This window comes from Ralstonia sp. 110700041-2 (genome assembly GCF_056280165.1).
In genome coordinates, this window is the sequence record NZ_JBSFAI010000002.1 from 493596 (window position 1) to 506141 (window position 12546).

The following is a 12546-nucleotide window of genomic DNA, read 5'->3' on the forward strand; positions in this document are numbered from 1 at the left end:
CGACCGCCATGTACCGCCACATCTTTGCCTGCCCCCTCGGTGATCTGCTGTTGACCGCCACCGACACCCACCTGACCGGCGCGTTCTTTCCCGGCCAGAAGACGATTCCCGTGAACACCGCGCGCATGTCGCCGGGCGCAGACGTCCCGGTCATCCGCGAGGCGCAGGCGCAGTTCACCGCGTACTTTGCCGGCAAGCTGCACGACTTCGATCTGCCGATGGCGCCCGACGGCACACCGTTCCAGCAAGACGTCTGGCGCCTGCTGTGCGACATCGCGTTCGGCAATCGCACCACCTACGGCCAGATCACGGCGCGCCTCGGGCTCACACGCGAACATGCGCGCGCGGTGGGCACCGCCGTGGGCCGCAACCCGATCTCGATCGCCATCCCGTGCCACCGCGTGGTCGGCGCCGACGGTGCGCTCACGGGCTATGCCGGCGGGTTGCCGCGCAAGGCCGCGCTGCTCCGGCTCGAAGGACATCCCGCGCAGGTTGGACAACGCCTGCCCATGCCCGACGACGATCGCCAGAGCACGCTGGCACTGCTGCCTGCATAAAACGCAAATCGCGCGGACAATGCGCGCACACCACCCCACAACGATAACGAGACCTCTTCATGCGCCGCTCCGATGTGCTCGAACTCCTCACGCTGGCTGCCCTATGGGGCGGCTCCTTCCTGTTCATGCGCGTGGCAGCGCCGCCCTTTGGGCCCGTTGCGCTCATCGCGCTGCGAGTGGCGATTGCCTCGTGCTTCCTCGTCCCAATGCTCACCTTGCGCGGCGGCATGGGCGCGCTGCGCACGCACTGGCCGCATCTGCTGGCCGTGGGCGTGCTGAACTCGGCCATCCCGTTCTGCCTGTTCGCCTATGCCGAACTCACGCTCACGGCGGGCTTCACCTCGGTGCTCAATGCGGCGGCCCCGTTGTTTGCGGCCATCGTTGCGTTCACGTGGCTCGGTGAGCGGATGTCGTCGCTGCGCGTGCTGGGATTGGCGATCGGCTTCATCGGCGTCATCGTGCTGGTGGGCGGGTCGTCTGTCATCGACGCAAAACAAGGCGGCGTGGCGGTGGCCGCGGCGCTGTCCGCCACCGTGCTGTACGGCGTGGCCAGCAGCTACACCAAGCGCTTCCTGACCGGCGTGCCGCCGCTGGCCGTGGCAACCGGCAGCCAATTGGGCGCCGCCATCGTGCTCGCACCGCTGGCCTACTGGCTGTGGCCCGCGCAAACGCCCACCGGCAGCGTGTGGCTGCACGTCATTGCACTGGGTATCGCATGCACGGGCGTGGCTTACATCCTCTTCTTCCGACTCGTCGCGCACGTGGGGCCGACGCGCGCGGTATCGGTCACCTTCCTGATCCCGGTGTTTGGCGTGCTGTGGGGCATCCTGTTCCTGGGCGAGCAACTGACGCTCAACATGGTGATCGGCTGCGCCGTCATCCTGCTCGGCACGTCGCTCTCGACCGGCGTGTTCGCTCCGGGAAAAAAGGCCCCTGCAAATGCAGCGACCACAGCAAACGAGAAGGATCCGCTGTTGCGTTCCGGCCGCTGAATGGGCCCAGTTCGTCGTGCCCCGGTTGGCCGGGGCGCGCTCCTGACCGATCAGAAACCGCTTGAAGCCGGCGCTTAAAATCCGCAGTTGAATCCATGCGCAATGCGGTTATGCCATCTTTGCCCTGACATAGCGAAGGACTTTTCGCCGATTGGCGCAGCGCGACAAAGTGTTGGCATCGCCGCGATAAAATGCCGATTTGTAATGAATACACTATCGTAGCGACGCCCCTGAAATTTATTCAATGGCGCCAACATTGACTCTCCAGCTAGATTTAAAAAATCTGCAAAACTGAAGTAGACACCTGAAACATCGACCAAAGCGCACTCGATCTTAACGATCCGATAATCCGATTTGAGAAAATTGCATCATCAAATTCGGGTATCTCCGCGCGTTGTGCAGATTTTCTTTGTTATGCTCGCCCTCGGTCGATGAGGGGCGTGCGAGGGAATGGCATATTTGCTGCAAAGCAGCCAAAATTCCCAATTGCCGGCGGATTCTCCGCTGCACAGCCGACTACGCACGCTCCATCAAATATGTTGGATACGCGCATGCTGGACGTCTACCTGAACAAGCATCTGATCGGTCAGCTATCGTGCGGCCGCAGCGGTTGGGCGTTCGAATACGATGCACGCTGGCAGGCTTCGTCGCAGGGCTTTGATCTGAGTCCGCACCTGCCGCGCACCGCCGGCAATATCGCCGACACGGCAAAAGCCCAGCCGGTACGCAACTTCTTTGAATACCTGCTGCCCGAACCGGCACGCAACACGCCCAAGGCTGCCGCCGCCGCGCTGGAACATTTCGCGCAAGCGGCGCCGCATCTGGATGGCCCGCTGGCGCTGGTGCCCATCGGCCTCAAACCCTGCAGCGGCCGCGCCGACGGGCTGTCCGAGCGCGATCTCGTGCTGCAGTTCCAGCAGACCGTCGGGCGCCCGCCCCGCAGCACGCCGCTGCGCGTGGCCGAACCTCGCGCGCGCTACGGCGCCGATGCAGCCACCGCGTCCGAAGAAATCAGCCTGCCCTTCCTGGCTTCGAATGGCCTGCCCGTGTCGATGTGGCTAGGGCGGTTTTCCGCGCCGGCCAATGCCGCGCAATCGAGCCACTTCGTCCGGTTGGATCTGGGCGAAGGCGCGCACCTTCCGTACGCCACCATCAACCACTGCTGGGCCACGCTGTTGGGCCGCAGTATCGGGCTGGACACACCGTTCATCGGCCTGCGGCAGTTTCCGGAAACCGCCGCCGTGGTGCAGCGCCTTGATCGCACCCTGCGCTGCAAGAGCGACGACACCGCGCTGGTGCAGGCGCGCTATGTCGTCTCGGCGGTGCAATTGCTGGGGCTCTCCCCCAAGCACCGCTTCCTGCCGATCACCGTCGAGCAGGTCGCGCAATGTGCAAGCCTGTGCGCGGACCCGGCTTGCGCGACGGCCGCGCTGTTCCGCTGGATGGTGTTCTGCCTGTTGATTGGCGGGCGCAACGCCTCGGCCGGCACACTGCATTTCCACATCGGTGCGGATGGCATCCGCCTCGCGGCGCACGATCACCTGTTCTGCGCAGCGGTCTACGCTAACGAATGGAATGCCGATGAACTGTCGCCGGACGCACAAGCCCGCTATGACGCCATCGATCAGGACGCGCTGCTCGCCGTTGCCGATCACCTTGGCTACGACGCCAGTCAGGCGCGCCGCGAGTTGCTGCGGCTGATCAGCATGCTCGCGCCGCAGTCGTCGTTCGTGGCGACGCATCTCTCGCAGGCGCTGGGACATTCGCCGACGCGCGCTGCCGAGATCGATTTCCTCGCGCGCATCCATCGCCATGTGTCCGAGACGGCACGGCGGCTGGGCGGAAAGACAGCAGAAGTCTGAAACGCAAACGCGCGGCCACCGCAGGCGCTTAGAGCGCAGCCAGGCTGACCGAACCGTAGCGGGTGTAGCCGTGCGCGGCCAATGTATCCATGGCCTCGGCTTCCGCTCGGGCGAACGTCAGCGCGAGCGTGTCGGGGCTCCCCGCCCCGCTGGCGAAGGCTTGGTAGGCCGCGAACGCTTCGCGCGGCGACACACCACTGCGTTCAAGCACCCGCTGCGCGGCTTCCAGCGCCGCACGAATCGCCGTCTCCCCGGGCGGGGCATCGCGAAACGCTAGCTGTAGACAGGACGTCGTCGGATTCATCCGCGTTTCGATGTTCGATTCACTGAAACAGCACACCTGACCCAGTCTAGGAAAGCGCCTATCGAGTGCCAAGCGTGACGCTCATCCCTGAGCGCGCGTTTCCGTTTGCCGTCTGACCCGCAAGGACCGACTTGGGGATGCCCCCGGGTGCACATGCTCTGAATCACGTTGCATAATCGAATCGATTGACCAAGCAACGACTTTGTTGGCGCCACCACAACGACAGGAGACATCATGATCACGCCACCCATCCGGTTGAAACGTACTGCGCTCGCCTGGCTGCTGGCCGGTGCAGCCTTGCCGGCATTCGCACAGATTCCGTTCAGCCCCGGTGGCGCGTCGGCCGCGCCCGCACAGGCTGCGGCGGCCACGGCCGGCGGGATCGACGTGGCGCAGATCAAACCGGCGGTGGATGCAGCGGTCAATGCGGAATACGGTCAGCTCGATCTGCTCTACAAAGACATCCATGCGCATCCGGAGCTGGCGTTCCAGGAAACGCGCACCGCGGCCACGTTGGCCGAGCAGATGCGCAAGATCGGCTTTGATGTAACAGAGCACGTCGGCAAGACCGGCGTGGTGGCGGTCTATCGCAACGGGGCCGGCCCGACGATCCTGGTGCGCACCGAACTCGACGCGCTGCCGATGGAGGAGAAAACCGGCCTGCCCTACGCGAGCAACGTCCACACCAAATGGCGCGGCGAAGACGTAGGCGTGGCGCATAGCTGCGGGCACGACCTGCACATGGCGTCGTGGGTGGGCACGGCGAAGACGCTGGTGTCGCTCAAGGACCGCTGGCACGGGACGCTGGTGTTCGTCGCACAGCCTGCCGAAGAAACCGTGTCGGGCGCGCAGAGCATGATCGACGACGGCTTCTTCAAGCGCTTCCCCAAGCCCGACTATGCGTTTGCGCTGCACACGGGCCCGGGGCCGTACGGTTCGATCGTCTTCAACAGCGGGCCGATCACGTCCAACTCCGACGGGCTGGAAATTACGTTCAAGGGCCGCGGCGGCCATGGCTCCGCGCCTGACAAGACCATCGACCCCGTGATGATGGCGGCGCGCTTCGTGGTCGACCTGCAAAGCGTGATCAGCCGCGAGAAGGATCCGCAGGAATTTGGCGTGGTGAGCATCGGGGCCATCCAGGGCGGCAGTGCTGAGAACATCATCCCGGACAGCGTGCTGCTGCGCGGCACGATCCGCTCGTACAAGCCAGCGGTGCGCCAGAAGATGCTTGACGGTATCCGCCGCACGGCCAAGGCCGTCACCGAGATGTCGGGCGCGCCGGACGCCGATATCAAGATCACCGAGGGCGGCAAGGCAGTCAACAACGACCCGACCGTGGTCGCGCGCACCGAGGCGATGTTCAAGACCGCCTTCGGCAACGAGCGCGTACTGCGCGTGCCGCCCATCACGGCCAGCGAAGATTTCTCGGCGTTTGTTGACGCGGGCATCCCCTCAATGTTCTTCTTCATCGGTGTGAACGACCCGCAGACGTTCCTTGCCTCGCTCAAGCCGGGCGCCAAGCCGCTGCCGACCAATCATTCGCCGCTGTTCGCGCCCGTGCCGGAACCGTCCATCAAGACGGGTGTGACGGCGATGTCGCTGGCGGTGCTGAACGCGCTGCAATGGAGCAAGGCGTCGGGCCAGTAAGCCGGCGTCGATGTGGGCGCGGTCGGCCCCGGTACCGGACGGCCGCGCCTTTTGATTTCTCAGGAGGGCATTCCATGTTCAACCGTTTCATCCGCACGAGCGCCCTGCTGCTGTGCGCCTGCGCCGCGGCACCCGCCCTGGCGCAAACCACGCAAGCCACCAACCGACTCGACGAAATCATCGCGCGCGGCACGCTGCGCGTCGGCACCACTGGCGACTACAAGCCCTTTACCTACAAGAACCCCGCCGATGGCCGCTTCATCGGCCTGGACGTCGAGATGGGCGAACGTCTGGCCAAAGCCCTCGGCGTAAAGCTGGAAATCGTGCCGACCACGTGGTCGACGCTGATGCAGGACTTTGCGGCTGACCGCTACGACATCGCCATGAGCGGGGTGTCGGTCACGCTGGAGCGGCAGAAGAAGGCGTTCTATTCGATTCCGTATCAACGCGACGGCAAGACGCCGATCACGCGTTGCGAGAACCAGTCGAAATATCAGACGCTGGCGCAGATCGACCAGCCGAACGTGCGGGCCGTGGTCAACCCAGGCGGCACCAACGAAAAATTTGCGCGCGAGCATCTGAAGCAAGCGCAGATTCGCGTGTATCCGGACAACGTGACGATCTTCAACGAGATCGTCGCCGGCCGCGCAGACCTGATGATGACTGACGCGGTGGAAACCAAGCTGCAGCAGAAGCTGCACCCCGAACTGTGCGCCGTGCATCCGGAAGCGCCGTTCGATTTCTCCGAGAAGGCCTACCTGCTCCCGCGCGACGTCGTGTTCAAGAACTTTGTCGACCAGTGGCTGCGGCAGACCGCCGAGAGCGGTGAGTTCGCCAAGCGCTTTGATGCGTGGCTGGCGTATCCGTGGAATGCGCCGGTCAAGTGAGCGGTGCTACGCCCGTGCGGCGCGCTTGGCTGCGTCGCCCACCAGCAACACGAGGCGCACGCCGTTAAGCAGCGCGCCCATCAACCAGACCGCGCCGGACCACACTGGCGCCGTTAGCGCATAAAAGGCTGTGGCCACCGGCGGCCCAATCATGGCGGCCACGCTGGCGAGGCTCGCCAGCGCGCCCTGCAATTCGCCCTGCCCATGCTCGCCCACCTGACGCGAGAGCCGCCTGCAAGCTTAGTGGAGGCTGGCCGGATCGCCGTGTTGCAGGGCCAGTGCGTCGCGCAGCAATGCGTCGGTCATGTCGCGGCCCAGGAGCGCCGGGTCAAAGCGCGCAGAAAAGCGCGTCGAGCACGACTCCACCTGCAGCACCACCTGGCCCGGCGGCAGCAGTTCGATGTCGACGTGGATGACCTCGTCGTCTTCGGTAAAGGAATGCAGCAGCGTGAGTGCACGGTAGCCGTCGGCGCGCTCCACGGCGGCCTCCGTCCAGGACGGTGCCAGCAGCGCGCAACTGACCAGCGTTTCGGGCTCGTCCGGGCGATACAGGTGCAGGCCCATCATGGTCGAGGCGGCATCGGCCACGCTGGACCATTCAGCCGCCGGAATCAGGTCACCCAGCAGGCGGATGTCGTCGACGGGGGCATCGGTCTGCACAAAGGCGGCGCCCAGGAAGAACGCGGTCTCGTCGCGGAAACCACCCGCCACGGTGTTGCGCCACAGGCGATGGCTGCTCTTGCTGCCAAGTGCGACCTGCGACAGCACCTTGGCCGCACGCGCGCCGTCGGCGCCCGACCACTGCTCCACCGCGCCGTGCGAGAACAGGCGATCGGCCATCACCAGGCACACGCCTTCGGGCAACACGCGCTCTTTCAGCCACCCGGCCAGCACGTGCACACCGCTGAACGGCATGTCCGGACGCCCGATCGCATGTGCGCGCACGCGGCCGTTTTCCGGCACGTGGAACGGCATGGCAAACAGCCTCGCCTGGTAAGCGACGCCGTCAATCTCGAAACGGGCGATGGACGCGGTGGTGATGGACATGATGACCTTCCTGCACAAGGGGCGGAAAACGCCGCCCGTACCTGCATCAACGACCATCCACGCCGAATGTTTAGCCGCCACATGGGGGGCTGTGGGAAGGGGAATCCCGCTGTCTGTAATGCAACGCAACAATCGGGAGCCTCAAGACAGGAATTTTTTGCCGCGCCAGTCGTCAGACCTTCGCATTAAGGGTTATCCCGCATCTCACATTTTCATTTCACTTCAATGACTTATGTGCAGGTTGCCGCGCTTGAAGGGCCAAAATTGTTCTTCTTTTTTGAACAAAGAGTTTAATAGAACTACTTTTTTACCCTCTGGGCAACGACTAAGCTTATGCCATCGCGTTACCGCGCTGCAGCGAAACTGCCCTGCGGCAATGCTCACCCCCCTGTTGTGGAGTCCATCATGAAGACCAAGAACCTGATTCTCGCCTCGCTGATCGCTGTTGCCGCTGTTCCTGCCTTCGCTGCCGGCGTGCAAAACAAAGACCCGTACACCAACGGCCAGGCCGTGACCAAGGCTGACCCCTACACCGATGGCGCCCGCAAGGCCGACGTCTACACCGACGGCGCCGTGCGCAAGGCCGACCCGTACACCGATGGCGCCCTGCGCAAGGCGGATCCGTACACCGACGGCGCGCTGGTCGGCAAGGCTGACCCGTTCAGCGACGGCCAATAAGTCGTCGATCTGCTGTCCGCATCACCCGTATCACTCTCCCTCCCCGACGCCGGGGGCCCCAGTTGGCACCGGCACCGGCTTACCTAGGCGGCCTTTTGGCCGCTTTTTTTCGCCTACACCCGCAGACTTCACATGGCGAGCCCGGACTTTTCCCCCTCAAGGCCGCGGCCGCACGTCCGATAGAAGAGAATCCATTCGTTGGCGGGTAGCCTTCCCCTGGACCCGTTGCGCCATCACGTGCCCCGCCACGGCCGATCTCTGAACATCAACATGCGCAAGCGCATCGCTATCGAACACCTGCGGGTGGGCATGTACCTCGACGAATTCGTCGGTTCCTGGCTGGAACACCCGTTCTGGCGGGCCCGTTTTCGCGTGGAAGATGCTGCCCAATTGCAACGCCTGCGTACCAGCGGAGTGCGTGAGGTGTGGATCGACATCATGCGCGGCACCGACGTGGCCGCCGCCAATGCAGCACCTCCGGCCCCCCCCGAGGTGCCGGCGCCGCCCGCCTGCGCCGCCGACGCCGGCATCGCCCTGCGCCCCGTCACGTATGCGGAAGAAATGCGCCGCGCCGCCCGGCTCATCAGCAAGGCCGAGGTGGCCGTGCAGGCCATGTTTGCCGATGCACGCATGGGCCGCACGATCGAAGCGCGCGACGCACTGCCGTTGGTGGAAGCCATTTCCGGCTCGGTCGACCGACACCCCAGCGCGCTGACCAGCCTCGTGCGGCTGAAAGCGAAAGACCGCTACACGTTCTTGCATTCAGTGGCTGTGTGCGCGCTCATGGTGTCGCTAGGCCGTCAGCTGGGGCTGTCAGACGACGAAGTGCGCGACGCCGGCCTGGCCGGGCTGCTGCACGACATCGGCAAGATCGCAATCCCGCCCGAGGTGTTGAACAAGCCCGGCGCCCTGACCGACGCTGAATTCCGCCACGTGATCGTCCACCCGCAGGCCGGGCACGACATCCTGGCCGGCGACAGCAGCATGCGCGACATCGCACTCGACGTCTGCCTGCACCACCACGAGCGCATGGACGGCACCGGCTATCCGCACAAGCTGGCCGGCGAAGGCATCTCGCTGTTTGCACGCATGGGCGCCATCTGCGATGTGTACGACGCGGTGACGTCCGACCGCCCGTACAAGAAGGCGTGGGAAGCCGCCTACGCCGTGCAGCGCATGGTCGAATGGCGCGGCAATCATTTCGACCCGATGGTGTTCAACGCCTTTGTCAAAAGCGTGGGCATCTATCCGGTGGGCTCGCTGGTCCGGTTGCGTTCGGGCCGGCTGGCTGTGGTCATGCAGCATGCGCCGGGCGCGTTGCTCACGCCCACGGTCAAGGTATTCTTCTCGATATCGTCGGGCACGCGGATTGCCCCCGAACTCATCGACCTGGCGCAGACCGGCGACCAGATCGCCTCGCGAGAAGAACCCCGCGACTGGGGCCTGACCGACCTCAACGAACTTTGGATACACGGCGACTGATCCGTAGCCCCTTTCTGTGGCGCTTGCTGGCATGGCTTGCGCTGGGCTGGCTGGCGAGCAGCGCATCGGCCTTCGCAGAACAACCACTGCGGATCGGCTCAAAACGCTTCACCGAGTCTTACGTGCTAGGCGAAATCCTCACGCAGACCGCAAACCCGCGCGGCCCCGCCGAACACGTACCGGGCCTGGGCAACACCGCCATCGTCTTTGCCGCGCTCAGGAACGGCAGCATCGACGTCTATCCGGATTACCTCGGCACTATCGCCGCTGAAATCCTCCACTTGCCCGCCGACCAGGCAGCCAATCCCGATCAAGCCGCGCTGCTGGCCGACGTCAACCGCGGCCTTGCGCCGATGGGCCTGGCGGCCGGCGTGCCGCTCGGCTTTGAAGACGCCTACGCGCTGGCCATGCGCGAAGCCGATGCCGAGCGCGAACACATCCGCACGCTGGCCGACCTCGCCACGCATCCGACGCTGCGGCTTGGCCTCTCGCACGAATTTCTCGGCCGCGCCGATGGCTGGCCGGCGATTGTGCAGCGCTACAAACTGCCGCAGCCCCCGACAGGCCTCGACCACGGCGTTGCCTACGACGCGCTGCGCGCCAGCCAAGTCGACGTGATCGACATCTACTCCACTGACGCCAAGATCCGCCGCGAACATCTGCGTGTGCTCGACGACCCGGCGCACGTCTTCCCGCGCTATGACGCCGTGTTGCTTTACCGCGCCGACGTTGCGCAGCGGCATCCGGCGCAATGGCAGGCGATCAACACACTCGCGGGGCACATCCAGCGCGACGACATGGTGGCAATGAATGCAGCGGTCGAACTCGAGGGCCAGTCGTTCTCGCAAGCGGCGCGGCGGTTTCTCGCTGGGCATGGCAACGCGCCGGCTGCCACACCGACCCGCGCGTTCTTCGCCCGGCTGACGGACGGCCTGGGGCGGCTCACGCAACGGCATCTCGTGCTGGTGGGCATTTCCACCGGCGTTGCCGTGCTGCTGGGCGTGCCGCTGGGCCTCGTGGCCGCGCGTCGCCCGATCAAGCAGCCGATCCTTGCGATCGTGGGCGTGCTGCAGACAATTCCGTCGCTGGCACTGCTGGCGATGCTCATCCCCGTCGTCGGGTCGATTGGCGTCGTACCGGCCCTGATTGCGCTGGCGGTCTATGCGCTGTTGCCCATCGTGCGCAACACCATCGTTGGGCTGGAACAGGTACCCGACGGCCTGCGCGATGCGGCATTGGCGCTGGGACTTACGCCGTCGCAACGCACCCGCGTGGTGGATCTGCCGCTGGCGCTGCCGGTCATCCTCGCCGGCGTCAAAACCGCCGCGGTCATCAGTGTGGGCACGGCGACCATCGCTGCGTTCATCGGCGCCGGCGGCTATGGCGAGCGCATCGCGACCGGGCTCGCGCTGAACGACAGCGCAACGCTGCTCGCAGGCGCCATCCCCGCAGCAGTGCTGGCGCTGCTCGTGCAGGCCGCGTTCGAGCTGGCCGAATGGCGGCTGCGCCGGCGCAGCGGCAGCACCCCACCGCGCTAACGAGCACGCGCGCGGGCGTTCCATTACCATCGCGGTCATTCCAGCCGCCCAGCACGCCCCGCTTATGACCACGCTTTCGTTTTCCACCGCCCTGCTCGTCGCCGCAGCCGGCGTCTATGCCGGCGCCCAAAATGCCCTCGCGGGCGGCGGGTCGTTCATCACGTTTCCGGCGTTGCTGCTGGCGGGGCTCAACCCGCTGGGCGCCAACATGACGTCGACGATCGCGCTATTCCCGAGCCAGATCACCTCGTCGATCGCCGGACGCAAACTGGCCGGCGGCGTCGATGCCGGCGAGCATCACCTCTCGCTCAAGCAGCTCATTGTCATCAGTCTGGTGGGCGGCGTGCTAGGCGCGCTGTTGCTGCTGGCGACACCGCCTTCGTTCTTCACCAAGCTGGTGCCATATCTCGTGCTGTTTGCAACGAGCGTGTTTGCGTGGGGCAGCTTCCGGCGTAAACCGCTGCACGCAGCATCGGGCATGTCGACCACCGCGCTGGCGACCGCGCAGTTTGCAATTGCCATTTACGGCGGCTACTTCGGCGGTGGGATCGGCTTCCTGATGCTGGCGGCGCTCACCGTGGCCGGCCAGCAGGTGCGCATGGCGGGTGCGACCAAGAACGTGCTCGCCATGACGATGAATGCATCCGCCGTGGCGGTGTTTGCGTTCTCGCCGCAGGTGAACTGGGCGGCCGTGGTGGCGCTAGGCATCGGCGGCATCGCGGGCGGGTTTGCTGGGGCCTGGCTGCTGCATCGGCTGCCGGAAAAGGTGCTGCGCGGCTTCGTCGTCATCGTCGGGATCATCCTGACGGTCTGGCTGTTCATGCGCGCTTGAACGCTGCATCCCGCGTTGTCTTGACAGCGTTTGTCCGACAGGCGGTTCAGTCAACGCCGACTGTCTGCCGGGTGGCCGCTTTCCTATTGTGACGTTAGGGATGCACGTCGTGGCACGCGGCATGCGTGCCATGAAGCCGCCCCCCGTTTCGCAACAAGGAGAACGAGCATGCAAGCACGCAAGATGTCGAGTCTGGCCGCCGCGATCGCCGTGGCCGCCTGTGCGTGGATCGGCGCGGCGCCCGCGCAGGCCCAGCAGAAGGACCACAGCGCAGTGACGGGCGTCGATAGCCCAATGGAGGGCCCGCGCACCCAGGTTCAGCGCAACGCCGATGCTGCCGCCAACCCCGGCTATCACAACAAGGCCACTGGTGCGCAACCGAAAGCGACGCCCGGCACGCTCAAGCAGAAAGTCCATCGTGCGCATGTGAAGACCGACAAGTGGGTCGACAAGCACGTCACGCACCGCCATGGCAGGGGCATGGCGACGGCGGAATCGTCGTCGGACCGCGCCTTCTGGTCGCGCCGCGCCAACCAGTGCGATTCGCTGGCGGGTGAAGCCCAGCGCGTCTGCCGCGAACGCCGCTCCGACGCCACGGGCAGCATGCAGTAACGGCATCCGCTGTCAAGTCCTGCCATAGGTTGACACTGTGCTCAGTCTCCGAGCGCCCGATGCACCGCATCGGGCGTTTTGTATTTCAAGGCCAGATGAGGCCGT

13 protein-coding genes are annotated in these 12546 nt (G+C 65.2%); 10 read left to right on the top strand and 3 right to left on the bottom strand.

Annotated elements, in window-relative coordinates; translation table 11 throughout:
* Positions 1–8: 8 nt before the first annotated feature.
* The 3 genes from ACUXH0_RS04875 to ACUXH0_RS04885 all read left to right on the top strand — a co-directional run bounded on the left by ACUXH0_RS04875 (position 9) and on the right by ACUXH0_RS04885 (position 3411).
* Positions 9–557 carry a methylated-DNA--[protein]-cysteine S-methyltransferase gene (locus tag ACUXH0_RS04875; RefSeq protein WP_012436284.1) on the top strand — a complete coding sequence of 183 codons (549 nt, stop codon included), beginning with the start codon at positions 9–11 and terminating at the stop codon, positions 555–557.
* Between the two features lie 59 nt (positions 558–616).
* On the top strand, positions 617–1549 hold the full coding sequence (locus ACUXH0_RS04880; protein WP_182593675.1) for a DMT family transporter: 933 nt from the start codon (positions 617–619) through the stop codon (positions 1547–1549).
* A gap of 551 nt (positions 1550–2100) precedes the next feature.
* Entirely contained in the window at positions 2101–3411 is a 1311-nt protein-coding gene (locus tag ACUXH0_RS04885; RefSeq protein WP_012436286.1) for a HipA N-terminal domain-containing protein, read from the top strand.
* A 28-nt stretch (positions 3412–3439) separates the two neighbouring features.
* Here ACUXH0_RS04885 and ACUXH0_RS04890 read toward each other — a convergent pair whose 3' ends face one another.
* Entirely contained in the window at positions 3440–3715 is a 276-nt protein-coding gene (locus ACUXH0_RS04890; RefSeq protein WP_009277411.1) for a hypothetical protein, read from the bottom strand.
* A 234-nt stretch (positions 3716–3949) separates the two neighbouring features.
* On the opposite strand from ACUXH0_RS04890, the gene ACUXH0_RS04895 reads away from it, so the two are divergent.
* Positions 3950–5365, top strand: coding sequence for a M20 family metallopeptidase (locus ACUXH0_RS04895; RefSeq protein WP_012436287.1), 1416 nt, complete (start codon positions 3950–3952; stop codon positions 5363–5365).
* 74 nt (positions 5366–5439) lie between these two features.
* Positions 5440–6252, top strand: coding sequence for a transporter substrate-binding domain-containing protein (locus ACUXH0_RS04900; protein ID WP_012436288.1), 813 nt, complete (start codon positions 5440–5442; stop codon positions 6250–6252).
* Between the two features lie 6 nt (positions 6253–6258).
* Here ACUXH0_RS04900 and ACUXH0_RS04905 read toward each other — a convergent pair whose 3' ends face one another.
* Entirely contained in the window at positions 6259–6468 is a 210-nt protein-coding gene (locus ACUXH0_RS04905) for a TetA prtoein (RefSeq protein WP_012436289.1), read from the bottom strand.
* Positions 6469–6492: 24 nt separating this feature from the next.
* Entirely contained in the window at positions 6493–7299 is an 807-nt protein-coding gene (locus ACUXH0_RS04910) for a hypothetical protein (RefSeq protein ID WP_004631862.1), read from the bottom strand.
* A gap of 405 nt (positions 7300–7704) precedes the next feature.
* Here ACUXH0_RS04910 and ACUXH0_RS04915 point away from each other — a divergent pair, with 405 nt between their 5' ends.
* The 5 genes from ACUXH0_RS04915 to ACUXH0_RS04935 all read left to right on the top strand — a co-directional run bounded on the left by ACUXH0_RS04915 (position 7705) and on the right by ACUXH0_RS04935 (position 12441).
* A complete protein-coding gene (locus tag ACUXH0_RS04915) occupies positions 7705–7977 on the top strand; it encodes a hypothetical protein (RefSeq protein ID WP_004631860.1) in 273 nt (90 codons plus the stop codon).
* A 270-nt stretch (positions 7978–8247) separates the two neighbouring features.
* Entirely contained in the window at positions 8248–9459 is a 1212-nt protein-coding gene (locus tag ACUXH0_RS04920; RefSeq protein ID WP_004631858.1) for an HD-GYP domain-containing protein, read from the top strand.
* On the top strand, positions 9441–10997 hold the full coding sequence (locus ACUXH0_RS04925; RefSeq protein ID WP_024542258.1) for an ABC transporter permease/substrate-binding protein: 1557 nt from the start codon (positions 9441–9443) through the stop codon (positions 10995–10997). The genes ACUXH0_RS04920 and ACUXH0_RS04925 overlap by 19 nt, the downstream gene beginning before the upstream one ends.
* Before the next feature lie 64 nt (positions 10998–11061).
* On the top strand, positions 11062–11829 hold the full coding sequence (locus ACUXH0_RS04930) for a sulfite exporter TauE/SafE family protein (RefSeq protein ID WP_182593673.1): 768 nt from the start codon (positions 11062–11064) through the stop codon (positions 11827–11829).
* Positions 11830–11997: 168 nt separating this feature from the next.
* On the top strand, positions 11998–12441 hold the full coding sequence (locus tag ACUXH0_RS04935) for a hypothetical protein (RefSeq protein ID WP_012436291.1): 444 nt from the start codon (positions 11998–12000) through the stop codon (positions 12439–12441).
* The last annotated feature ends 105 nt before the right edge of the window (positions 12442–12546 follow it).

Excerpts from the sequence above, each read along its gene's own strand:
- ACUXH0_RS04875 (WP_012436284.1), top strand. The coding sequence starts at position 9 with ATGTACCGCCACATCTTTGCCTGCCCCCTCGGTGATCTGCTGTTGACC.
- ACUXH0_RS04880 (WP_182593675.1), top strand. The coding sequence starts at position 617 with ATGCGCCGCTCCGATGTGCTCGAACTCCTCACGCTGGCTGCCCTATGG.
- ACUXH0_RS04885 (WP_012436286.1), top strand. The coding sequence starts at position 2,101 with ATGCTGGACGTCTACCTGAACAAGCATCTGATCGGTCAGCTATCGTGC.
- ACUXH0_RS04890 (WP_009277411.1), bottom strand. The coding sequence starts at position 3,715 with ATGAATCCGACGACGTCCTGTCTACAGCTAGCGTTTCGCGATGCCCCG.
- ACUXH0_RS04895 (WP_012436287.1), top strand. The coding sequence starts at position 3,950 with ATGATCACGCCACCCATCCGGTTGAAACGTACTGCGCTCGCCTGGCTG.
- ACUXH0_RS04900 (WP_012436288.1), top strand. The coding sequence starts at position 5,440 with ATGTTCAACCGTTTCATCCGCACGAGCGCCCTGCTGCTGTGCGCCTGC.
- ACUXH0_RS04910 (WP_004631862.1), bottom strand. The coding sequence starts at position 7,299 with ATGTCCATCACCACCGCGTCCATCGCCCGTTTCGAGATTGACGGCGTC.
- ACUXH0_RS04915 (WP_004631860.1), top strand. The coding sequence starts at position 7,705 with ATGAAGACCAAGAACCTGATTCTCGCCTCGCTGATCGCTGTTGCCGCT.
- ACUXH0_RS04920 (WP_004631858.1), top strand. The coding sequence starts at position 8,248 with ATGCGCAAGCGCATCGCTATCGAACACCTGCGGGTGGGCATGTACCTC.
- ACUXH0_RS04930 (WP_182593673.1), top strand. The coding sequence starts at position 11,062 with ATGACCACGCTTTCGTTTTCCACCGCCCTGCTCGTCGCCGCAGCCGGC.
- ACUXH0_RS04935 (WP_012436291.1), top strand. The coding sequence starts at position 11,998 with ATGCAAGCACGCAAGATGTCGAGTCTGGCCGCCGCGATCGCCGTGGCC.